Annotated in this window: 26 protein-coding genes; 22 read left to right on the top strand and 4 right to left on the bottom strand. The window is 58.3% G+C overall.

Annotated features, from left to right (window positions below; all coding sequences use genetic code 11):
• Positions 1-50: 50 nt before the first annotated feature.
• From CEW89_RS08445 to CEW89_RS08415, 7 genes are read left to right on the top strand one after another with little or no spacing between them, the layout of a single operon-like run.
• Positions 51-233: a hypothetical protein gene (locus tag CEW89_RS08445; protein WP_096805586.1), complete on the top strand. Its 183-nt coding sequence runs from the start codon at positions 51-53 to the stop codon at positions 231-233.
• Complete coding sequence (locus tag CEW89_RS08440; RefSeq protein WP_096805585.1) at positions 233-808, top strand: head-tail connector protein; 576 nt, start codon at positions 233-235, stop codon at positions 806-808. The genes CEW89_RS08445 and CEW89_RS08440 overlap by 1 nt, the downstream gene beginning before the upstream one ends.
• Positions 808-1179 carry a phage head completion protein gene (locus CEW89_RS08435; RefSeq protein WP_157779793.1) on the top strand — a complete coding sequence of 124 codons (372 nt, stop codon included), beginning with the start codon at positions 808-810 and terminating at the stop codon, positions 1177-1179. Before CEW89_RS08440 ends, CEW89_RS08435 begins: the two co-directional genes overlap by 1 nt.
• Positions 1176-1580 (top strand): DUF3168 domain-containing protein, encoded by a 405-nt coding sequence (locus CEW89_RS08430; RefSeq protein WP_096805583.1) that lies wholly within the window; start codon positions 1176-1178, stop codon positions 1578-1580. Before CEW89_RS08435 ends, CEW89_RS08430 begins: the two co-directional genes overlap by 4 nt.
• The gene (locus CEW89_RS08425) at positions 1573-2028 is read left to right on the top strand and encodes a hypothetical protein (protein ID WP_096805582.1); all 456 of its coding nucleotides are present in this window, start codon (positions 1573-1575) and stop codon (positions 2026-2028) included. The genes CEW89_RS08430 and CEW89_RS08425 overlap by 8 nt, the downstream gene beginning before the upstream one ends.
• A 41-nt stretch (positions 2029-2069) precedes the next feature.
• Complete coding sequence (locus CEW89_RS08420) at positions 2070-2534, top strand: phage tail tube protein (protein ID WP_096805581.1); 465 nt, start codon at positions 2070-2072, stop codon at positions 2532-2534.
• Positions 2534-2923, top strand: a complete 390-nt coding sequence (locus CEW89_RS08415; protein WP_096805580.1) for a gene transfer agent family protein — start codon at positions 2534-2536, stop codon at positions 2921-2923. Before CEW89_RS08420 ends, CEW89_RS08415 begins: the two co-directional genes overlap by 1 nt.
• Positions 2924-3081: 158 nt before the next feature.
• Here CEW89_RS08415 and CEW89_RS08410 read toward each other — a convergent pair whose 3' ends face one another.
• Positions 3082-3357: a hypothetical protein gene (locus CEW89_RS08410; RefSeq protein ID WP_096805579.1), complete on the bottom strand. Its 276-nt coding sequence runs from the start codon at positions 3355-3357 to the stop codon at positions 3082-3084.
• Between the two features lie 68 nt (positions 3358-3425).
• Here CEW89_RS08410 and CEW89_RS08405 point away from each other — a divergent pair, with 68 nt between their 5' ends.
• The 12 genes from CEW89_RS08405 to CEW89_RS08350 are packed head-to-tail and all read left to right on the top strand — an operon-like array spanning position 3426 to position 15933.
• A complete protein-coding gene (locus CEW89_RS08405) occupies positions 3426-5441 on the top strand; it encodes an AAA family ATPase (RefSeq protein ID WP_096805578.1) in 2016 nt (671 codons plus the stop codon).
• Entirely contained in the window at positions 5438-6268 is an 831-nt protein-coding gene (locus CEW89_RS08400; RefSeq protein ID WP_096805577.1) for a hypothetical protein, read from the top strand. The genes CEW89_RS08405 and CEW89_RS08400 overlap by 4 nt, the downstream gene beginning before the upstream one ends.
• Positions 6265-6777, top strand: a complete 513-nt coding sequence (locus CEW89_RS08395; protein ID WP_157779792.1) for a DUF1833 family protein — start codon at positions 6265-6267, stop codon at positions 6775-6777. The genes CEW89_RS08400 and CEW89_RS08395 overlap by 4 nt, the downstream gene beginning before the upstream one ends.
• Complete coding sequence (locus tag CEW89_RS08390) at positions 6777-7184, top strand: C40 family peptidase (protein WP_096805575.1); 408 nt, start codon at positions 6777-6779, stop codon at positions 7182-7184. The genes CEW89_RS08395 and CEW89_RS08390 overlap by 1 nt, the downstream gene beginning before the upstream one ends.
• Positions 7185-7237: 53 nt before the next feature.
• Positions 7238-9850 carry a phage tail protein gene (locus tag CEW89_RS08385; RefSeq protein WP_157779791.1) on the top strand — a complete coding sequence of 871 codons (2613 nt, stop codon included), beginning with the start codon at positions 7238-7240 and terminating at the stop codon, positions 9848-9850.
• An 8-nt stretch (positions 9851-9858) separates the two neighbouring features.
• Positions 9859-10923, top strand: a complete 1065-nt coding sequence (locus tag CEW89_RS20745; RefSeq protein ID WP_157779790.1) for a glycine-rich domain-containing protein — start codon at positions 9859-9861, stop codon at positions 10921-10923.
• 3 nt (positions 10924-10926) lie between these two features.
• Positions 10927-11145 carry a hypothetical protein gene (locus CEW89_RS08375; protein ID WP_096805572.1) on the top strand — a complete coding sequence of 73 codons (219 nt, stop codon included), beginning with the start codon at positions 10927-10929 and terminating at the stop codon, positions 11143-11145.
• Between the two features lies 1 nt (position 11146).
• Positions 11147-14191 carry a phage head spike fiber domain-containing protein gene (locus CEW89_RS08370; protein ID WP_096805571.1) on the top strand — a complete coding sequence of 1015 codons (3045 nt, stop codon included), beginning with the start codon at positions 11147-11149 and terminating at the stop codon, positions 14189-14191.
• Positions 14192-14212: 21 nt separating this feature from the next.
• Positions 14213-14584: a hypothetical protein gene (locus CEW89_RS08365; RefSeq protein ID WP_096805570.1), complete on the top strand. Its 372-nt coding sequence runs from the start codon at positions 14213-14215 to the stop codon at positions 14582-14584.
• Complete coding sequence (locus CEW89_RS08360) at positions 14571-14945, top strand: hypothetical protein (protein WP_096805569.1); 375 nt, start codon at positions 14571-14573, stop codon at positions 14943-14945. Before CEW89_RS08365 ends, CEW89_RS08360 begins: the two co-directional genes overlap by 14 nt.
• The gene (locus CEW89_RS08355; RefSeq protein WP_096805568.1) at positions 14942-15640 is read left to right on the top strand and encodes a peptidoglycan-binding protein; all 699 of its coding nucleotides are present in this window, start codon (positions 14942-14944) and stop codon (positions 15638-15640) included. The genes CEW89_RS08360 and CEW89_RS08355 overlap by 4 nt, the downstream gene beginning before the upstream one ends.
• Positions 15637-15933, top strand: coding sequence for a hypothetical protein (locus CEW89_RS08350; protein WP_096805567.1), 297 nt, complete (start codon positions 15637-15639; stop codon positions 15931-15933). Before CEW89_RS08355 ends, CEW89_RS08350 begins: the two co-directional genes overlap by 4 nt.
• Before the next feature lie 467 nt (positions 15934-16400).
• On the opposite strand, the gene CEW89_RS08340 is transcribed toward CEW89_RS08350, so the two are convergent.
• Entirely contained in the window at positions 16401-16796 is a 396-nt protein-coding gene (locus CEW89_RS08340; RefSeq protein WP_198403518.1) for a glycosyltransferase family 39 protein, read from the bottom strand.
• A gap of 452 nt (positions 16797-17248) precedes the next feature.
• Between CEW89_RS08340 and CEW89_RS08335 the strand changes: the two genes are divergently transcribed.
• The 3 genes from CEW89_RS08335 to CEW89_RS08325 all read left to right on the top strand — a co-directional run bounded on the left by CEW89_RS08335 (position 17249) and on the right by CEW89_RS08325 (position 20726).
• The gene (locus CEW89_RS08335) at positions 17249-17902 is read left to right on the top strand and encodes a protein-L-isoaspartate O-methyltransferase family protein (RefSeq protein ID WP_096805564.1); all 654 of its coding nucleotides are present in this window, start codon (positions 17249-17251) and stop codon (positions 17900-17902) included.
• Positions 17903-17972: 70 nt separating this feature from the next.
• Entirely contained in the window at positions 17973-19385 is a 1413-nt protein-coding gene (locus CEW89_RS08330; protein WP_096807170.1) for a TolC family outer membrane protein, read from the top strand.
• A gap of 156 nt (positions 19386-19541) precedes the next feature.
• Positions 19542-20726: a hypothetical protein gene (locus tag CEW89_RS08325; RefSeq protein WP_096805563.1), complete on the top strand. Its 1185-nt coding sequence runs from the start codon at positions 19542-19544 to the stop codon at positions 20724-20726.
• A gap of 12 nt (positions 20727-20738) precedes the next feature.
• Here the strand turns inward: CEW89_RS08325 and CEW89_RS08320 are convergent, their stop codons facing one another.
• Positions 20739-22190 (bottom strand): cobyric acid synthase, encoded by a 1452-nt coding sequence (locus CEW89_RS08320; RefSeq protein ID WP_096805562.1) that lies wholly within the window; start codon positions 22188-22190, stop codon positions 20739-20741.
• 174 nt (positions 22191-22364) lie between these two features.
• Positions 22365-22685, bottom strand: a complete 321-nt coding sequence (locus tag CEW89_RS08315) for a DUF6280 family protein (protein ID WP_043868949.1) — start codon at positions 22683-22685, stop codon at positions 22365-22367.
• Positions 22686-22811 lie beyond the last annotated feature (126 nt).

The following is a 22811-nucleotide window of genomic DNA, read 5'->3' as shown; positions in this document are numbered from 1 at the left end:
CAAAATTGAGATCGTGCTCGTGTGGCACGGTCTCATGAATGGAGGCCACAATGGCAAATGTGAAAATCAAGTTCGTCAAGCACCACGAGGTGCAGGACGAACATGCCGGAACTGACAAGGCAACGGTCTATGAGGCCGGTTTGACGAAGGCGTTCGAGGAACGCTCGGCACAGCATTTCGTGACGCGTGGCGTGGCGGAGTATGTTTCTGGTTCCGATAAGACGGGTGCCTGATGTCGCTTTCTGTCATCACGCCACCGGCGGCATCGGTCTATTCCGCGTCCGATGACGTTGTGCGCCAGCACCTTCGGATTGGGGATGATGAGACGGACAATGACACGCTGATCAATTCTATCTGTGCCTCGGCGGAACAGGCGGTCGAAACCTACACCCGTCGCCGCATGATCACGCAGGAAGTGCGCTATACGCTCGATGGGTTTCCATGTCGGCGCATTACCTTGCCTGTCGATCCGATCCAGTCCGTCAGTGCTGTGTCCTATCTCGACGGCAGCGGGTCATGGGTTGAGCTTGCGTCCGACAGTTACCGTCTTCTCGAAGGAAACGCGATCTGTCCGGCTTATGGCAAGACGTGGCCGGTTCCGCAGAACGATTTCGAAACGGTCCGCATCGACATGATCGTCGGGTATGGAGATGAGAAAGGCGACGTTCCGCCACAAATCCTTGCCGCAATGCGGTTTTTGATTGCTCACATGTATCTCAATGACGAGGCGGTCGTGGTCGGAAAATCCGTGAGCGATTTGCCGCTCGGGGTCCGCGACATGCTCGATCCGTGGAGGTTCTGGGTCTGATGGTGGGACGTCTTGGAAGTCTGCGTGAATCCGTCTCATTCCATGCCGCGACGAAAACACCGTCCGATGGCGGTGGCTTTGATCTTTCATGGAATTTGCACCATTCCTGCCGTGCCGAGTTCATCTATCACAGCGGTGGTGAAGACACGCAGGCCGCGCGCTTTCAGGGGACACAGGTTTACAAGATCAGGATCAGGTCTTGCGCCAAGGCACGCGCCATAGATACCGATATGCGCATGCATGATGTGCGCCGGTATGCCGAGAACGATCGAGGTGTCGCCAAATCTGGGCTCTACAATATTCGTGAGGTCGATGCGATCACGGATCGTAATTGGGTCTATATCGTGGCTGAGACAGGGGTTGCGGCATGAGCGCGTCTTTCGCTCTTCAAAAGGCCATTGTGGCGGCCCTGCGCGCGAATTCAGGCGTGACATCCCTCATCAGTGACAGGGTCTATGACGATGTTGCAGAGGCAGATGCATATCCCTGCATTTCGCTCGGCCCGAGCTTCTTTTCGCCTGAGCGTCAGGATTGCTTCAAGCGCCGCATGGAAACCGTTCAAATCGACGTCTGGGATCAGTCGCAACTCAAAAAGGAACCCTGCAAGAGGATTTGCGATGCAGTGGTTGCGGCACTCGATATGGCAAATCTGTCACTGGATGATCCTTATGCGTTAGGGCGTATCGATCTTACCCTTGCGCGCATTATGGAAGATCCTGACGGGCATACGAAACATGGCGTCTTGCAATTCGAATGTGAGATCAATGGTTGATGCCTCGAAGCTGAAAAGGAAATTTGCACAGCTTCCGAATGTGATCGAAGATGCGCTCACGAAGCAGATCGAAAAGGAGGCCACACGTCTTGTCGGGTCGATGATGGCGATTGCGCCGGATGTTCAAGGTCTCAAGATTGACTGGACCTGGGGCAAGGCACCGCGAGGGTCCATCACCATTGGAACCTATGGTCGCAATGAGGTGGCTGAGATCAAAGTCACGATCTACGCAACGGTGATCTCATCTGAATATCCAGGCGGTTTTCCTGCCGTGGCGCGCTGGCACGAGTTCGGGACAGCGCCACGCTATCAGAAAAAGACGGGTCGCTACACTGGCCGGATCGCGGCACAGCCGTTCTTCTACCCAAGTTTTCGAGCGAACAAGTCCAAGATTAAAGCAAACCTGCGCGCCGCCCTTCGACGGGCGGTGCGCAAGATGAATGCCTGAACCGCCCTTAGGCAAGGCGATAAATTAGAGGAGCCAGAAAGATGGCTATTGCACCCACCGCCGACTTTGACGAGCTGGTTCTCGCAGTCGAGTTCGATCCTGTTGGGGCCTCCGGAACCTACACCAAGGTTTGTGGCCTCACTGATTTTACGATCAACCGCGCCAACAACACCGACACGACAGAGGTGCCGGATTGTGACGATGAAAGCCTGCCGTTCCACCTCAAGCGCGGCGTGCGCTCGCAGGATATCACTATCTCTGGCAGCGGCGTCTGGTCCTTGTCTTCCGATCAGGCCATGAAGGCGTGGTTCCGTGCTGGGTCTACGCTGAATGTGAAAATCACCAACGCCAAAGTGACGGCGGATGGCACGACTGGCGACGAGGAAAGCGAGACCATTCCGATGATCCTGACCGGCCTGAACAATGCTCGCACGAAAGGTCAGGTGGTCTCCGCTGAAATCTCCCTTGAGCAGAACGGTTCTGTCACCGTCACGGAAATCGCCTGATGGACGCGATCTCTCTTGTATGGGCTGGCGGTGAGCATGATTTTGCTCTCCGCATCGGTGAGCTTCGGGGGGTTCAGGAGGCGACGGATCGCGGGCCGGAAGAGATCTACAATCGCCTTCGCTTCGGGACGTGGAAGATCGACGAGATCGTGCAGGTGCTGCGCTGGGGGCTTGTCGGTGGCGGTATGAAGATCGACGACGCGACGACGGTGGTCATGCGTATTGTCGATCTTCACCCGATCTCCGAATTCAAGCTCACAGCCATGTCCGTTTTGGCATATGCGCTTCTCGGTCCGATGGATGATGCTGTGGGGGAGGGCGAGGGGGAGACGGAGAACCTCCCCGAAAATGGAAGTTCTCCGGGTTCTACGGAAACGGGGCCGTCCTAGGGTTCACGCCGTCACAGGTGGATCGAATGAGCGTCTGGGAATTCACCGCCTGCGTCGACGGGTATCTTAGGGCCAATGGCGGTGGTGATGATAAGCCGAAAAACGGTCCGATGAGTGAGCAGAGAATGCGGGATTTGGGGTTGCTGTAGGCGGTAATCCTATCGCATTTTTCGACAATATTCCGATAATGCATCAATATATTCACCCCAAAGCCTTTTGTTGATATTTCTAATGTCGGTGATCGCATTGGCCGCCTCAGATGCTTCTGCATAAATGTTCGGTTGCATGAGTTGGTTCATATGACTGGAAGTGATGTTGTTGGTTTCAGCCTCAATTTTTATGGCCTCTGACATCAACATTTGACACTGTTGATAATCCATCGCGCTGGATGAAGAAGCCCAAACGGTTACGAAAAAAATAAGCGTAAGTCTCATCTCAATCTCCTAAATCGTCGTGGTTCAAAGGCTACGGCGATTTTGTATTTGCAGCAAGGATCATGGATATGGGTGCATCGGAAGAAGCAGACCTTCTTGTCTCTATCGGCCTGACTGAGAGGCAGTATATGCAGTCGCTTGCACGTCTCGAAGCCAGTTCTGTTAAAGCGGCAAAGCGGAATGAAAGGGCATTTTCACGCGCAAATAAATCCATCACGTCCGGGTATCAAAAAGCCCATCGAGCACAGAGCAACTTTGCGTATGGAGCACGGAATGCATCACTTCAGTTCTCGCAGGTCTTGCAGCAAGGGGCTGTGACGGGGGACTATTTTCGGGCACTGGCAATCCAGCTTCCAGATCTGGCGATTGGTTTTGGTACGTTTGGTATTGCTGCCGGGGCTCTTGCGCCTATCCTGCTTTCCGTTGGTCAGGGAATTCTTGAAAATGGGGCCAATGCGAAGGAGGCAAAGGAGGCTGTTGAGGATTTAGAGAAAGCCTATAAATCCTTTGAAAGCGCCAAGAGCGCCGCCTCTGTCGGTGTCGACGATCTGATCAAGACCTATGGCATGGCGGCTGCCAGTCAAGCACGTGAAATGCTTCTCAACCAGCAAGAGCTTGCTGGTGTGAACCTGATGAAACAGTTGTCGAAGACGGCTGGTATCCTGTCGTCTGTGCAATTCGGGAGCTTTTCTGCGCAGAGTGCACAGGAATGGGAGGCGTTCGGCGCAAAGCTCGATCAATACCGTGCAGAAGCCGAAGAGCTTTCTAAGTTGGATTTTGGGGAGGGGTTGACGGAAGCGCAGAATCTGCGCGTTCAAGAGATCGACGAATTTCTGGCGCGGACTCTGAATCTTCAAAGCGACCTTGCGAAAATTCAGGATCAGTTCGGTGTCTCGGCCACGGAAGCGGGTCGTCTTGCGGCGGCATTTGTGCAGCTTGCAGATGCTGATGGAGCGCGCGAACAGGCAGATGCAGCGGAAAACCTCCGCAATAAGCTCAAAGAGGCAGCCGAGCAAATCGGAAATATGGACGATGAGACGCGCGCCTTGTACGAACAGCTTTTTAATGTGCAGGACGCTGCCTTGAGGGTGGCTGCTGTTGATATCGCAGCCGGAATTCGATCGGCAAAGTCTGATGCTGTAGAGCTTCAGAAGATCCTGACTGATATCGCAAATCTCGGGAATATCGCTGATGCCGAACAAAGTGCTGGACGTGTATCCACATATGTTGGGCGCGGTACAGTCAATCCGAATGCGACTGACATCGCGCTGATGCGCGGCGGTGGCGTGGATACGGCGGCAGAGCAGGCGCATTATGCGTCTCTCAAGAAGTCCCGATCTGGCGGAGGGTCGGCGCGGGATCTTGCCAAAGACTACGATAGTCTCAGATCGTCGCTCGATCCGGTCTATGCCGCGACCATGGCTTATGAGAAGGCGCAAGAGCTTCTTAATGCTGCTCTGAAAGCGGGTAAAATCGACCAGACGGAATATGCTGTGACGCTCGATCTGGCGACACAAAAGTTCGATGAGGCGACGAAGCAGGCCGGATTGTTCGATCTGACAACACAGTCCATCGGTGAGACGATACTCGATATCGCATCTGATGGTGTCGATGCTTTCGACAGTCTTGCAAAGGCTATTCAGCGGGCAGCTCTGGAATATTTGCTTTTTGGGAAAGGTGGGGTTGCCAGTCTCGGCACTGGTAATGCAGGTGGTCTTCTTGGGTCTGCTGTGAGTTCTATTTTTGGAGGGTACAGGGCTTCTGGCGGGGCTGTTTCGTCTGGAAAGGGTTACATCGTCGGTGAAAATGGTCCTGAATGGTTTGAGCCGTCGTCAAGTGGAACAATCATTTCAAATAAATCTCTGCAATCCTCTATTGGCTCAAGAGGAGTAGGGGGAGGCACGACGTTTCAGATTATCGACCAGCGCAGCACAAGCGCACCTGACGTTGAGGTCCAATCGACCACCGGGCCAAGCGGGCGTGAGATGGTCACCATGATCCTCAAAGACGAGATCGCAAAAGGGTCTCTCGACAAGTCGATGGGTGGCCGTTTTGGCACTAAGCCTAAGAAGGTGGGAAGATGACCGCATATTGGCCAATTTCGATTCCGCAATGCGCCATGTACGATGGCGTGAGCGGTGGACCGCAGGATGTGCGTGCAACTTTCGAGCCTGCCGTTGGAGATGCAATTTCGCGCCCACGCATGACTGGCGCTGTGTCGGTCTATCAGATCAGTCTTCCGGCAATGGAATTGGCAGAGTTCGAGGTGTTCGACGATTGGTTTGCGGAACAGACCGGTCGCGGATCAACGGCCTTTGTTTGGCGCGATCCGGTGCGTGGAAATCCGCGCTCTGCCAAGTTCTCACCGGGTGAAGTCTATGCGGTGCAGCGGCGCGGCAAGTGGCGCTTTGTCACGCTCAAGCTGTCGTTCTTGCCGGGCTCTCTATGGTATGCTGGTTACATCCCGTCCGGGGTTTCCATTCCGCCAGTGATGATTGCAGACTTCGCGAATGATCTCTACGGCACGGACACCGGGTCTATGGCGACGGCGGTGCTGTCCGATCTCTTCGCGCTCACGGGCGATCCGGTGGACGATGAGACGGGTCTGACGCTGGACGAGGATGACGGTGCCGTGATGGTTTTTGGCGACTGGATGCCGGAGGCTGGCACGTTGGTCGTTACGCTGTCCGGGGCGGCGGCGGGCGGTGATGGTGTGGCCGTTGTGAGTTTCGATGCAAGCGATGCACTTGTCTATGTCGCGGGGGCGTTGGCGGCCACACTGGATCGCGCGGCCATGCCATATCTGACCTTTGAGGAGGCGGAGACGGTGGTGTCTGTCCTGATCTACCCGGAGCGCCTTCCGGCCCAGAAATGCGCCGCGATGGCGACCGGAGATCTGGTGTTCCAATGATCGAGCGGACCATTCCGGATTTCACGCGGCAAGAGTTGGAGCGTAGCGGATCGCCCTACGCGCTTCTTGGCTTTCTGGTGATCGAGCATTCGAGCCTTTCGGAACCGGTCCGGTTGGTGTCAGATGTCTTTGATTATGTGCTGGACGGTGAGACATATTCTGGCATGCCGTTTGAGTACAAAGTCGTCACGGACGGGGAGGCGGCGCCAACATCCACGCTTCGGGTACAAAATGTTGATCGTCGGATCGGTGTGGTTCTGCGAAATACAAGTGTGCGCCCAAAGATCAGCCTCAAAATCATTTCCTCGGCTGACTTCGATCTCACGCAAGACCCGCGCGTGGTGATTTCTTCGGCGTCTCTGATTTACGAATTTGCGCATTTCGAGCTGTCAGACGTGGCCGTCAACGTGATCGAGGTGAGTGGCACAGTGAAGCTGTTCGACCCATCGACCGAGCCTTGGCCTGCCACGACCTGCACCCAAGACCGCGCCCCGGCTCTCTATCGCTGATGGGCTGGGAAAATCGCTATGTCGGTCTGCCGTATATCGACGGCGGGCGTGATTTTTGTGGCGTGGATTGTTGGGGCCTTGTTCGCCTGGTCCTGTGCGAAGAGTGCGGCGTTGATCTTCCGAAATATGGAGACATAAGCGCACGTGACCTTTTGCGGATCGCGCGGGCAATGGAGACCGGCAAGGATGAAGAGATTTGGCGCGAGCAAGTGACGCCCCGCGCCTTTGATGTTGTGGTGATGCGCCTGCCTTCACGGGCGTGGCCGGGCCATGTCGGCGTCATGATTGATGGAAAAACCATGCTGCACACTGAGAAGGGCGCTGATGCCTGCCTTGTGCCGCTGGATCACTGGTCTGTGGCCGGTCGGGTCATCGGGTTTCGGAGACATATGAGCATATGGGCGTGATTGCTGTTTATCGCGAGCCGCTTGCGGTGGTCGCGGCTCCGACTGTGCGACACATGCCGGACGGGCTGTCTTTGTCCGACATGGCGGCGCAGATGCACGGCCTGCCGCCTGAGTTCTGGGAGCGGGGCACGATCTGCATCAACGGTCATGCGGTGCCGGGTGGCATGTGGTCCGTGATCCGCCCGAAACCTGCGTCGAATGGGGTGCCGATTGAAGTGAGCTTTCACGTCGCGGCGGCTGGTGGCGGCGGTGATGATGGTGGTGGAAAGAATCCACTCGCATTTATTGCCGCTATAGCTCTCACGGTGGCGACGGGATGGATTGCCGGAGGTGGCCTTCAGAGTGCCTTTGGGTGGAGTGCTTTTGCAAAGGGAACGGTTGGTGCATATCTTGCAGCGGCAGGTGTCAGCTATGTCGGGCAGTTGCTCTTGGCCTCTCTGTCTCCGACACCCACTTCTTCTGAAGCGGGTGCAGACACATCGTCGCTCAAGAATGCCGCTGCATCCGGAAACGTCCTGCGGCCAAATGCGCCGATCCCGCGCGTTGCTGGGACGCGAAAAATCTATCCGCCGTTGATTTGTGAGCCGTTCGCATATTTCGACGGTCAGGACGAAGTTGTGGAGGCGGTCTATGCTCTGGCTGGCCCTCACGATTTGTCTGATATTCGCATTAACGATGCGCCGATCACGGCCATTGGGTCGATTGAGGTGGAGACGCGTGAGGGGTGGAAGGGTGACGCTCCTTTGGGGCTGATTGAGCGCTTTGCTCGCACAGAAAGTGTGCGCAACGAATTGAGTCCGCATTCGGTCTCTGAGGAAGATGGCGCGGTCCTGGATGTCGGAGAGGGCAGTGTGTCTCTCGCTTTGCCGCAGCCCCGCACGGTGGTCACGCGGTACGATCCTGACGAGCACCAGTTGCAATTCACGTTCCCGGCGGGCCTGAATAAAAACGCAGGCGACGACAAATATCGCGTCCCGCTGCGGATTGCGATGCGTCAGGTCGGGTCTTCTGAGTGGATCAATCTGCCAGAGTTCCATTACCAAGCGGCGTCTCAGAGGGGCTTGCGGGCCACGCTTCGCCTTGTGTGGTCCGATGATCCGTCTGCGACGCCCTCGGCTGCATCGACGGAGGGTTGGGTTGAGGCGCGTTCTGTTTGTGCCGGCCAAACAGTTGCTCCAACAGGTGATGCATATGAGGCTGATGATTACTTTTATCTCGGCTCTGGCGACACGTACCTTGTGAACACGAATGCGTTTTCGACCGGCCTCGATAACGTGGCTTTGGGCCACTATGAGGCTCAGGTTGTTTTGGATCGGGCGTTGTTTACCCCGGCACGGTGGGAGATCAGAATCCAGCGCGGATATGCCTTCAAGGCGAGCGATTACTCTACCTTAAGCTATCAGCTTTCTGGAGCTGTTCGTGATTTTTATGGCTATCAGGGCACGACCACACCGCGCATCCAGCAATCGCGAGACGGACTTTCTGACAGTCTCTATTTGATGCGATCCGTTTCGATCTGGAATGAGCACCCGGCACCGACGGACGATTGCGGCTATATCGCCATTCGTGCGCGAAACCTGACCATGGATAAGGTTAGCGTTTTGGCCTCTGGATATGTCAAGGATTGGGATGGTGAGGCATGGGCCAATTGGACGATCACCAGCAACCCGGCGCCTCACTTGCGCGACATCATCGCGGGCACTCTTTCGGCAAAGTCGATCCCGGAAAGCATCGTTGACGACGCGGAGCTTGTCGAGTGGCGCGCGGACTGCATCGCCAAGAGATATGAGGTCAATGCGTTAATCGAGGACAAGAGCATGGCAGAGGCTGCGGCGATTGTCGCGTCCTGTGGCTATGGAATGCTGCGCCAGTCCGAGAAGTGGGGCGTCGTGCGTGACCATGATCGAAGCGCAGAGACGCCGGTGCAGATTTTCTCCCCGCGCAATTCCGCGAATTTCCAGTGGTCAAAGGCCTTCTCTGATGTGCCTGACGCCTTCCTTGTGACCTACGCCGATGAGGCGCAGGACTACGAGAGCCGCCAAATCACGGTCTGGCGTGAGGGTGCGACGGGGCAGCTCATGGAGCAGGTCACATATGAGGGCCTTCGGACAGAGGATGAAATCCAAAAGCGCGCGAAGTACGACTTCGACACGGCTGTCTACCGATCGACCTATTACACGATGGACGTCCCGGCGGAGGCAATCCGCTGTCGTCGCGGGTCTCTGGTGGGAGTGCAGCACGACATGCTCACGGTGCGATCTGGTCAGGGGCGGGTTGTCGGCTGGGAGATTGATGACGCTGGCGACGTTTCTGCGATCCATCTGGACGATGCAGTGCCATTTGCGTCGACGCAGTACATGGAAGAGGTGGACGATCTTTCCGCTGTCCCGGACCTGTCTTTGCTTGGGCTGCGGACCGGCGTTGCGATCCGTCGCACGACTGGCGCGGTAACATCGCATGAGGTTTTCGGCGTCTCCGACGGCGGCTTTGTCCTCAATTTCTCCCCGTCGATCTCGGCCACCGGAATTGATGTCGAGGCCTTGGCTGTCGTCGGCGGCCTCTCCGAGGAATACGGGCGCTTCATTGTCTTCGACATGGCGCCCAAGGACGATCTTTCTTTCACGCTGACCCTTGTCGATGAGGGAAGCGAGCTTTTTGCAGCATGAGGTGACACATGACCAATCGTACAACCCGAAACGGGGGCAGCACGGAAGTTTCTTGGCCTGATGTGGGTAGCACCGAGGGCTTTGGTAACGAATATGCCAGACACATCCGCAACCTTTACCGCTATGCAATTTTGCCGCTTTCAAGCGTCTCTGGAGCGGACACGATCACGGCAAGCGTTGAGCCGTCGCTCGCTACCGAGGGCCTTCTGTCCGGCATGAAGTTCTCCGTCGTTTGGTCTGAGGACAATACCGGACCTGCGACCCTGAATATCGATGGGCATGGTGCTGCGTCCATTCTTTCCGCTGATGGCTCTGAAATGGAGGCTGGCGATCTGGTCTCGGGGGCGCGGGCGATTTTGGAATATGACGGATCTGATTTCCGCGTACTGGGTGGAGGTGCATCATCTGTCGGTGTGTCGCCTCACAGTCGTCAGGTTTTCACGGCATCTGGGACGTGGATCAATCCGGGCGCAGGAATGGCATTTATCACATTGTGTGGCGGTGGCGGGTCTGGAGGGGCTGGTCTCCGTGGTACTTCTAGTGGCGGCCAGGGTGGCGCTTATCTTGAGTTTCTTGTTCCCTGTGAACTTTTGGATTCGAGTGTTGCAGTAACAGTTGGTGATGGTGGCGTTAGCAAAACATCGTCTGCATTTAATAGTTTTTCTCCTGGATCAGATGGGAGTAGATCGGCCTTCGGCGATTTTGGTGCTCCTGGCGGAAAGGGCGGGACGTCAGTTGCTGGATCAGGAGCGTCAACACCCGCCGTTTTGGGGGTGAGATATATGCCGGGAGGTGAGGGTGCGGTGGGAGATGCCCCATCCGCCTATGATAGGGGCACTGGTGGTGGTGGAGGCGGAGATTCCATTAATGGTGAGTCCGGAGCGGGATCTGTCGGAAAACAAGATCTCGGGAATGGCGGGGCTGGCGCATTTTCATCTGGGTCTGCCGTGACAGCAACGAGTGGCACATTTCCCGGCGGCGGTGGCGGCGGCGCATCTCTGGATTCGGACAGTGGAACTGCAATCAGCGGCGCTGGGGCACCGGGCCGCGTGACCGTCGATGTATGGGGGTGAGCAATGCCGATTGCTATCATGTTCGGGGACACCTCCATGACCGTGCAGGGATACTCCGTTGAGGACAATGATTTTTACCTGATTTCGAACACGGAAGACGACGCCACATTCTTCATGGGTGATTTACTCGTCATGGGTGAATCTGACTGGGCGATCACCGTGGACATTCCGGACGATCAAATCGTCTCGGAGACAGAAGACACAATCACCGTGGAGGCATAAAATGGCTGTGAATACTCTGATTAAATCTGCAACCATTTCAGAGATCGACGCGAGAGTGGCGGCGGCACAGGGGGCGGCTCTGGATGCCCAAACCGCCGCTGGCACAAAGTACCGCGTCGCAACTTGGGCGGAGCTTGCTCTGGTCTCAGGGCTGGCGGGCGAGAGTGGCCGTGTCGATATTTCCGACACCGGTGAGCACACCGATCCGATCACCGCCGCGACAGTACCAAATGCCGGATTTTACGCGTGGGAGGCAGATGGTCTCGGGTCCGCGCAGGCGAAACGGGTGAGCGGACTTGGGATTGAGGAAAAAGCAGATCAGTCCGGTGTGGACGCAGAAATCACGACAAGGGCCGCTTCCATTGGTGCATTGGTTCGGAACGGACTTGAGTCAAGGGCGTCCGTTGCAATTCAGAAAGGCATAAATTTCGATTTCGCCAATGGTGAATTTGCAAGTGCGGGCGTGATTGAGGGAAGCCTTGACGGCCTCTCGGGCTTCTCTTCCACAAGGGCTGGGACTGCTTACGCGCTCAATGTCGCCGGGGTCTATACGTCATTTGCTACGAACGTGTTTCGCTTCACCGACCGAGGCGCGTTGATCGAAAGTGACGCGACACAGCTTTGCTCACAGCCTGTCGATTTTTCAAACGCTGATTGGACAAAAACAGGAGCAACTGCTGTCTCGGTTGCGGCGGGGGCACCTGATGGCGTATCGGCTGCGTATGACCTGACCGAAAGCGCCACCAGTGAGTCAGGTCAGGCGTACATCCTATTTACTTCCGAACCGCTGTCGGCGGGATACTACACCGCCTCATTTCACGTCGAGCGGGGAGACAATCGTTACACGATGTTGCTCGCCACCGTGAACGGACAGTCTGGCGGTTGGGTCGTAGATTTTGACGCGGCCAAAGGCCCGACGTTCACATGGGCCTCAGGATCTGGGGTTGCTGATGTTGCACACACCATCGAGGACATTGGCGGCGGCGTTTATCGAATTTCAACGGTCCTTTCGCTCAATTCTACGGGCACGATTGCGATGCGCTTGCAAGGCTGTGGTGGTCTTACTTACGCAGATCGGACATATGCGACCACCGCAGACAACGTATTCGTCCGTGGCTCATTCGCTCAACTGGAAGCCGGGAAGGCGGCGACGTCGCCTATCCTGACGGGCGGGGGGTCGCGGGCGGCGGACGTCGCTGTTATGACGCTGCCGGATGGGTCCAGCGGCGATAGGATTGCGGTAACGTGGACCGGGGGACGCGCTGAATTTACGCGCGGTGACCTTCTCGACGGCGGCGAGATTGATCTTGTCGCGGATGCTGGTGCGCCTTGGGGCGGTCAGTATATCCAGAGTGTCGTTCTGACGCCGGCGTTTGACGACACTCTGCTTGAGCCGACAGTAGGCGGTGCGGTCCCGTGGATGGTTGTCACGGCAGGCACTTACGCTCTGAATGGCGTTGCCTATCTGGACGAGGCCGCGATTATTGCCAGTCTCGGCGGTACGCTATCGGGTGCCATTCTGACCGCATCCGGCTATGTCGCGCCCGACGCGCCAAACCTGCTCGCCGACGACGACTTTTCCGAGTGGACCCTCACGAATGGTGCAACCCGCGCCGTTGCGTCTGGTGTCTTGAGCATGGAAGTCACAGGCACCGACCAGCCGCACTACGTCGCGCGTGAAATCGCGGTTGATGGCAGCAAGGCTTACAAGATCTCCGGCACTGCGAGGCAGTCGCTTTCTGCTGGGCAGGCGCGTTTGTCGTTGTCCCTAAACCCCACGTTCGGCGGAGGCCCGTATCTTTCGTCAGGTTATCTGCCGACGACCGACACTGAGGTAAGCGTGATCGGAAGCGCGTCCTATGGAGACAAGGTGTATCTCGGCATCTACCAACTGGCAAACTCTCCCGCGCTGACCGCTTACCTGACCGCACCGAGCCTGAAAGAAGTGTCACCCGGTCCCGGCTTCCCCAGCGGAAACAACATGATCGAACTGGTCGGAACTATGCCGGGGTCCCTACCGGAGGCTGCTCAGGTTCTGGCGCAGGTTGACGGCGGCACGGAAGCGGATCGCTGGCGCGTTACGTGGGAGACTGATGGCAGCGTCGTTTTGTCCTGCCAAATTCAGAGCGGCGCAAACAGTCAGTCAGCATCAATCACGCTTGGAACAGTGGCGGCGGGCGCAGATTTCCATCTTATCGCAGGGCAATCGCAAAGCGCCCTGCGCGGGGCGGTCAATGGTGTGGGTGATGATGCTGATGTGATTTTGCCAGTCGGCGCTGCTGCGCTTCGCATCGGTGTCGATAGCGCAGGCGGCTCGACGTTCGGCGGGACGATCACGGCCAAAACGGTGTTCGGCGGGCTGGAAAATCTGCTCTGGATGAAACAACGGACGCAGGACCTATCAGAAACAGGCCCGATCAAAGTCTGGTTCGAGGGCGACAGCTATTCCGGAAATACGACCGGCATGGCCCAAATTCTTGCCGGGGCACTGCTACCGACTGGTGATCGTCAATTTGATATTGTTCGGACAGGCGTTGGTGGGTCCACGTTGTCGGAGCAATCGGCGCGGATCATTGCCGCCGCTGCGGACTATGCCGATCGTGTGCTTGTCTGGTTCGACGGCGACCCCAACGGACACACCATCGGCGACACGGCAACTGATATTGCGCTGATTGATGCGGCTATTGCAGCCGTTGGGCATACCCGATTTCTTTATGTTCGGAATGGGCAAATTCCAAAGCCGTCAGTTTGGGGCGATCCAATCACGTCTCAGTCGTCGGAAAGCGCCGATATGGATGTGATTTTTGAACACATCAAACAGACCTATGGGCCGCAGCGAGTTTATGACCCGCTCAATGTTCTGCGTGAGTACGTCTCCGACGCCAACGATGCTAGCGACGTGGAATACGGCTATTTCCCGCGTTCTCTTCGGATCAGTAGCAGCGATGTTCACATGACCATCGACAGCAGGCGTAATCTGGCGGCGGGATTGCCGGGTATTCCGGGGTTGGCCGAGGCGATTTCAATGGCGGCGAAGTTGTCATGAAATTAGATCTGGAGGTGGCGTATGAACCATTTTGATCTTTGGTCAGAGGTAAAGCTCTATGCCGCGCTGTTCGTAACGTGGCTGGCCGGGGCGTCTGGGCAAGTCGCGCTGGCCGGTGCGGCTGGCGGTCTGGTCCGGTGGTGGCTGAGCGAGAGACGCAAGATCATCGCTGGTCTCGGGGCGGTCGTGACCGGCGCGATTTTTGCCAAGTATTTTGCACCTCTCACGCTGTCGATTCTTGAGCGCACCGTTGGGCCGCTCGGTGAGGGTGCGTTTGCAACTGCGGCATTTGCCGCCGGTCTGGGCGGGATGTCCATCGCCAAGATCATCATCGCAGCGATCGAGGGCGCATCCCTGAAAATCCACAAAGGAGGCGACGATGAAAATTCGTGATCGCTCGAAATGTGCGACAAAGGCGGCGCTCGATCAGGCTGCGCATGAAGGCCGCATTCTGATGATGATCGTTCCGGCCTTGGTCTTGTTTTGGGTTTTCGCGCCCAAGTTGGAGACCGCATATTTCCCTGTTGTAACAGAGGCGGAACTGGTTGCCATCGAAGACGCCGGTGATGGGTGGTCGCGCCTCGAGGTCAGGGCCGAAAAGCTCCGGGAATGCGACTGGCGCGCTGTCGAATGGCATCTCGGCACGCGGGATGGGTCGAGCGTTCCGGTACGGGCGTATTTCGAGGATGCACCGCAGATGCGCGAGATCGGGGCCCTGACCCGGAGCCGGTATTTCACGGGGGGAGGCGAATGAAAATCACCGCAGAAATTATCGCCGAAATCGTCGGGGCGCGATTTGCTACCGACAACATGCGCTCGATTGTCGAGGGTCTTGAGGCATATGGATATGAGCGCCTTGGTCTCGATCAGCCACACCGCCTTGCCGCCTACATCGCCCAGACGGCCCATGAGAGTGGTCGGTATCGGTACGACCGGGAAATTTGGGGGCCGACACGTGCTCAGGCGCGCTACGACACGCGCACGGACCTCGGGAACACACTGGAGCGCGATGGGGACGGCTTCAAGTATCGTGGCCGCACCGGTATTCAGATCACCGGGAAACGCAACACGATGCGCTTCTGGCACTGGTGCAAGCAACGATTCCCCAATCGCCTTGTGCCGAACTTCGTGGAAAACCCTGACGCCATGAACACGGATCCGTGGGAGGGGCTCGGGCCGCTCTGGTACTGGGAAGAAAACGACCTCAACAAATGGTCGGATCGCGGCGACATGGAAACGCTGACCAAGCGCATCAACGGCGGTCTGAACGGATATGCTGATCGTCTCAGTCTCTACATACGGGCCGCTCTTGTGCTTCTGGGCTATGGGCCAAAAGACGTTCTCCTGTTTCAGCAACATGCCGGGCTTGTTGTAGATGGTGACGCCGGACCACTGACACGGGCGGCGCTGCACGAATGGCTGTCTGATGGTGAGGCGATGGCGGCATGACCTGGCTCACCTCTCTCCGCGCGAATATCGCCACCACACTCACCGTGTTGCTTACTGTGGCCTGCCTTGGCCTCGGTGGCTGGGCGTGGTGGCTCAAGGGCCGCAATGACGATCTGAGAGCCGCTGTGAGCGGCTATGAGGAGGCAGTGCGCATTCGTCGCAAGTCGGACGAGGAGCAGGCTCGGCTCAAGATCGAGGCCGCCGAAATCGACATCTATCTCGACACACAGGAGGGCGGCGATGCGCCTCTTAGCGATTATCTCTCTGATGCTGCTGGCAAGCTGTGGCCGTGAGACGCCGCTGTCGCTTCTTGATCTGGAGCCTTGTCCGGGCTGGCAGGGGGTGATCCCGCAAAATGAGCGCCAATTTGCGCGCGCCGCGGCGGCGGAAAAGGCGGGACGGCTTTGTGCCAACACGAAACTTGGGGCCGTGAGCGAGGCTGTAGAGTAGGCGTCGAGTGCGGGATTGTGGATTAATTTGCGTTAGAACATTCTCGCTTTGTTCTAGCCGTTTCTGGCTATAAAATGTTCAAACGCTTTATGTTTTTCTGATTGATTTTGTTGCGTTTTTTTATCGCATAGCTTCGGATTTGCAATCCGCTGCGTCACCACTCCGCCAACTCGCCGAAATGGGTGAGGCGGTGTCTATACCATGGCGTCGGGCTGTGCAAGAGGCGCTTCTCCTTGTGCTCCGCATATTTTGTTCCGTGGTGTCAGAACTCAATAGAAACGCAGATCTGAGCGGCGATCGGCTGGCTCAGTCAGAGGAGGCCCGGGCATTTCCCTGTGGTCGTCTGGGCTGGCTTCGATCCTTTCATATGCCGCTTATCTTTCCAGCAGTGCGAAGGGCACCAGACGTGGTGGTTTGCCATGGTGGCGAACAGCGCGATGCTGTGTGTGCCGGCGCGTTGACTTTCCCAGAACATGTTAGGCAACAGAAACGCACCAAGTGTCCCGAACAGGGCAAGGCGATCGGGGAGGAGGCGTTTCAGGGCGTCGAACAATGCAATGTAGAACGTGGCCAAGAGCAGGTTCTTGACAATGGTGAGAGCGAATGTGTTCGTCCCGAAAAGGCAGAAGCTGATCGCTTGCAGCCAGTTGTAGAGCGGAAGTTGTGGGCCATACCCAAGGTGAAACCCTTGGGCCATGATGATCATTTCTGCCTCATCACGTTCGAGATTTCCTCCGACACAGCTTCGTATTACGGTGTGCGCCGCGAAGTAGAGGAGGATTATGGCGTTAAAGTTTTTGCAGAAAGATTTTGTCATCAACATCTTTGGCGCAGTTGGGCCAATTGCTTTTTGTAAAATAACAGGCAGGGTAATGCAGGGCGAAGCTAAGGGCGAGGCTCGTGCATGTGCAGGTGTTTTGCGTTGAGAACCTGTCATGACGTATGAATTATATGTCGGAAAGCGTGAGAGCAGAGCCGCTCAGGAGCGTCGTCGGGGTTTCAGGGAGGCGTGTTTCGGGCAGGATTGAGGTCAGACACTGTGTCAGACACTGTGCAACCGCCATTCACGCGATTTCGTGAATGCATTGGGATGTTGCCCCGACCGCAGGCTTGTGGCAAAACGGCGCGGACACGTCCTTGAACGAAAGAGTTCAGCCCATGGCAAACTTCACCCAGCTCCGTACCACGATGGTCGACACCCAGGTTCGCCCCTCCGATGTGACCAAATTCCCCATCATCGAGGCGATGCTCACCGTGCCGCGTGAGAATTTCGTCCCCGCCGGCAAACGCGAGGCGGCCTATGTGGGCGAGCATGTCGATCTCGGGCAGGGCCGCGTGGTGCTCGATCCGCGGGTTCTGGCGAAGATGCTCGACGTGCTGAACATTCAAAACGACGAGCTGGTGCTCGATCTGGGCTGCGGGCTCGGCTATTCCTCCGCAGTGATCGCGCGCATGGCACAGGCCGTGGTCGCGGTCGAGGAAGATGCGGATCTGGCCAAGGAGGCCGCGGCGGCCCTGTCCGAGAACGGTTCCGACAACGTGATCCTCGAAACCGGCCCGATCGCCGGGGGCGCGGCCCAGCATGGGCCCTACGATGCTGTGATCCTGCAAGGCGGGGTTGAGGAAATGCCTGAGGCCATTCTGTCGCAGGTGAAGGAAAATGGCCGCATCTGTGCTATTTTTCTCGACGGAGCCCTTGGCATTGTGCGTATTGGGTACAAAATAGACGGCGAAATCACATGGCGCATGGTGTTCAACGCCACGGCACCGATCCTTCCGGGATTTGAAAAACGCGCGGAATTCGCGCTCTGATGCAGAACGTGCGATAGGCCGGGATGGCCCCGGCGTTCGAAGATAACAAAGGGGCATAAAGCCAATGAGCATGAGCAGACATTTGAAGAAGACGCTTTTCGCCGGTGTTGCGGCGTTGGGCATGATGACATCGCCGGTGGCGTCCTGGGCGGAAACGCTCGGCGATGCGCTGGCCTCGGCCTATAAGAACTCGGGCCTCCTGGAACAGAACCGTGCCACTTTGCGGGCCGCCGACGAAGGTGTGGCTTCGGCGCTCTCAGCTCTGCGTCCGATGCTGTCCTATTCCTATCAGTTGAGCAAGCAGAAGTCCTATGCCGCGACGCAAACCACCCAGGCCGACGCCTGGAGCGGCTTGAGCGATACGCTGTCTTTCGTGGCCTCGATGGACATCTATACGTTCGGGCGTAACAAGCTGTCGATGGATGTGCAGAAGGAAGTGGTGCTTGCGACCCGCGCGGCGTTGGTCAATGTCGAGCAGACCGTTCTGGCGAATGCGGTCGACGCTTACATGGGCGTGCGCGAGGCTCAGGCTCTCGTCAACCTTCGGCAAAGCGCTGTGCGCCTGAACCAGCAGAACCTCAAGGCCGCTCAGGACCGGTTTGACGTGGGTGAGATCACCCGCACCGAAGTGGCGCAATACGAAGCGCAGCTTGCCTCCGTCCGGGCCGATCTGGCATCGGCACAAGGTGAACTTTCCGCCGCGCGTGAGGCTTATAAAGTGGCCGTCGGGCATTACCCGCAGTCCCTGTCGACACCGCCGAACATCAAACTGCCGGTTGCATCCCTCGATGCGGCCGTGACGACCGCGAAACAGCGCCACCCTGGCATCATCGGGCTGCAACATCAGGTGGCGGCGCAGGATCTTGCCGTGACCATCGCAGAGCGTAACATGTTGCCGACCGTCTCCGGTTCGGTGACGCAAAGCTACAGCGACACGAATTCCGACAAGGATACGACGTCCGTGGGCGTGGGCATCTCCGGCGTGATCTATCAGGGGGGCGCAATCGCCTCCGGTGTGCGTGGTGCCATCGCCGATCGTGATGCGGTGCGTGCCGAGCTGTTGCAGACCTCCCGCGAAATCGAACAGGGTGTGCGTACCAACTGGGCGATGCTCTCGGTCTATGCGGCTGCGGAAGAAGCGTCCAACGCCTATGTGAAAGCCCAGCGTGTCGCCTATAACGGTGTGAAGGAAGAGGCCGATCTCGGCGCGTCCACCACGCTGGATGTGCTGAGCGCGGAACAGGATCTTCTGGACGCACAGGTCTCCGCCATCCAGGCCCGGATCGCCCGTGAAACCCAGGCCTATTCCGTGCTGCAGTCGCTCGGCATGCTGACCGTCGATCAGCTCAAGCTGAACGTGCCGGTCTACGATCCGGCGGCCTATTACAACGCGGTGAAAAACGCGCCGACCAGCTATGTCAGCCCGCAGGGTGAAAAGCTCGACCGCGTGCTGCAAGGGCTGATGAAACAGCAAGGCCAGTAAGCCCGAGACCTGCATTTGAACCCCGTGCGGAGATCGCGCGGGGTTTTTGTATGTTTGCGGTGGAGCGATGGAAACGCGCGGCGTTTTAACGATCTATTGTGTGTCCGCGCGAAGCTGGCTACCATTGAGGGTATGTAGGACGGGGCAGGAGTCGGCATGTCCGATGCGATGACAAATACCGAAGCGGATGAGGTGTTGGCCTCGATCCGTCGGCTGGTGGCGGAGACCCATGGTCATCGGCCCGCGCCGGTGTCCGCGCCAATGCCCTCTCGCGTCTCGCCCTTGGAAGCACAGGACGCCCCCCCTGCTGAGCCGCAGGCCGATCCCGTCGCAGAGGCGCTGGTCTTGACCCCCGATTTTCGCGTGCGCCAGACCTCTGCGCCAGACGCGGTGGCTCAGGAGCCTCTGGTGCTTGAAACACCTGTGACGGTGGAAATGGCTGCCGAGCCGTTGATCCTCTCGCCCGATCTTGCCGTGCATGTGCCGGAGATTGAGGCAGCGGTGGCGCCGGAGGCCGATACCCCGACGCTCGAAATCATGATCGCCGAAGAGGTGCAGGCACAGGTCCTGCAAGCCGGGAAGGTCGACGACAATGCGGCGCAGGGCGACTGGGCCGAGGCGCTGGACGATACCCCCAATGCGGAAGCCGCCCGTCATGTCGCGCGTCTGACGCTCGAACAACGCATTGCCGAGCTCGAGGCTGCCGTGGGCGCGCAGGGCTTCGACTGGGAACCCGACGGCTCGGAGGATCTCGAGGCGGAAATGCCACGCGAAATGCCGCGTGGTTTCACCGAACCCGGTGCTCGGGTGCTGCATTTCCGTGCCCGTGAGGCGGCGCCTCTCGCGGAGGCGCCGGCACGGGACTATGTCAGCGATGCTCCGGTGTCCGGGCAACCGAGCGCGGATGACCAGGCCCGGGACATGCCGGCGAACGAGCGGGTGGGGGACAAGGATGACGCTGCGATGAGCCAGAGCGAAGAGACGAACCCGGTGTCCGAAACGGATCGCGATGCCATCGCCGATGCCGAGGTGATCGAGGAAACCCCTGCGCCGCAGATCGGGGAGGCGCGCGAAGCTCCTGAGATTGAAACTCCGGAGGTCGAAGACCTCGGGGCCACGCCGGAAGTGGCACATGATCCCGATCCGAGCCTTGAGGAAGAGTTGGCGCTCGCGGGCTATGCCGATGAGGACATCATGGATGAGGAAGCGCTGCGCGATCTCGTGGCGCAGGTTATCCGCGAAGAGCTACAGGGCGAGCTGGGCCAGCGTATCACCTCCAACGTCCGCCGTCTCGTGCGCCGCGAGGTGCAGCGCGCACTCACCCTGCGCGAGTTCGAGTAAGTTCCCCAGCCCTCACGGCTCTTTCGCCAGAGCATAAAGCGCATCCAGGTCCAGATGGGCCTCGAGATGATCTGCCAGAAGGTCGAGCGTCTCTTCAACCCCGGTGTCGAAATCCGTCATGCCGCCCGAGAGGCCGAACCGTTCGAGATACGCGGCACGAAAAGAATCCGAGCTGAACAGCCCGTGCAGGTAACAGCCGCGCACCTGCCCGTCTGGGCTTTGCGCCCCCTCTGGCCGCCCTTCGAGCGTGAGCCAGGCGCGTTCCATATCCGGCCCGTCGGTGCGCCCGATATGGATCTCATAGGCCCGCACCTCGGCACCGGAAGACAGATCGGTCGCCGTCACTTCCGCCAGCCGCTTGTCGCCCTGCATCCGGGTGCCGACCTCCAGAAGCCCCAGCGCCGCGTGCCGACCGGGGTGCCCCTCGATGCCGTCGGGGTCGTCGATCCATTGCCCAAGCATCTGATAGCCGCCGCAAATCCCCAAGACATGGCCGCCGCGTCGCAGATGCGCCTTGAGGTCTATGTCCCAGCCCTGAGCGCGAAAGAATTTCAGATCGCCGATGGTCGATTTCGTGCCCGGGATCAGCACCAGATCGGCATCGCCCGGAAGCGCGCGCCCCGGCTCGACAATCTCCACCGTCACATCCGGCTCGGCGGCCAGCGGATCGAGATCGTCGAAGTTGGCAATCCGCGAAAGTTTCGGCACGGCGATTTTCACCCGCCCGTCGCCGCGTGAGGCGATGTCCATCACATCCTCGGCAGGCAGGCGATGGGCGTCCTGAAACCATGGCACCGTGCCGAGATCGACCCAGCCGGTGCGCCGGGCAATCTCTTTCGACCCTTCGGCAAACAGGCTCACATCGCCGCGGAATTTGTTGACGGCAAACGCTTTGATCCGGTCGCGGTCCTCCGGCGGCAACACCGCTTGCGTGCCGACCAGTTGCGCGATCACGCCACCCCGGTCGATGTCGCCGACCAAGACGACCGGCACGCCCGCCGCCTCGGCAAAGCCCATATTGGCAATGTCGCCGCGGCGCAGGTTGATCTCCGCCGGGCTGCCCGCGCCCTCGATCACCATGAGATCGACACCGGAGGCCAGCCGGTGAAAACTTTCGAGCACCTTCGGCATGAGATTGGGCTTTTCCTTGCCGTAATCGCGGGCCCTGAGCGTGCCGACGCGTTGCCCTTGGACAATCACCTGCGCGCCCTGATCGGTTTCGGGTTTCAGCAGGACCGGATTCATGTCCGTATGTGGCCGCAACCCACAGGCCCGCGCCTGAAGTGCCTGCGCCCGCCCGATCTCGCCGCCGTCTGCGGTCACCGCGGCATTGTTCGACATGTTCTGTGGTTTGAACGGTGCGACCTTGAGACCCCGTCGGGTGAAGGCACGCGCAATCCCTGCCACAAGCATGGATTTCCCGACATTCGAGCCCGCCCCCTGGATCATGATCGCCTTGGCCATGCCGTCCTCTCTTTTCTGCCGCGCGTCCTGAGTAGTGAAGCGGCCTTGAAGAGGGAAGGGGTTTTCTGATGGCACAAATACTCATGCCGCGGCAGCAAAACAAATCGGCAAAAGAAAAGACGCGCCAGCGAGCAGCATGGCGCGTCTTCTTCAAAATGGCAGAAACGGCGGCGCTTATGCGGCTTCCGCAGCCTCCTGGGCGTGACGGCGTTCGCTTTCCTCGCGCGACAGCGCGACGGAGGTACGGATGCCTTTGGAGACGAATTCCATCAGACCGGAAACGACGCGCTCACACGGGTCGATACCGGCACAGGACAGAACTTCACGGCCATCGCGAGACCGCGCCCAGCGGGCGATCTGTTCCGGGCCGTTGCCATATTTCTTGTCATCGGCAATCGCATCATCGAGCGCAGCCAGCACAACCGCAGCAAACAGCTTGCGGGCGCGTTGTCCTTGCTCGTAATTGAATGCGGTGCCATCCACGAACTCAGCCATGGTTTTTCCTTGTTTTATTGCTCTTGTCTTTCTGGCGTGCAGCGCCTTATGACAGGTTTGTGTCGATTCGGGTACGCCTGATTTGCATATCTCCTATGCGTTCACAGCATGGTGAGTGCTGGTCCG

The organism is Celeribacter ethanolicus, from assembly GCF_002407265.1.
GTDB classification, from domain to species: Bacteria; Pseudomonadota; Alphaproteobacteria; order Rhodobacterales; family Rhodobacteraceae; genus Celeribacter; species Celeribacter ethanolicus.
This window is presented reverse-complemented; position numbering and strand designations above follow the sequence as displayed.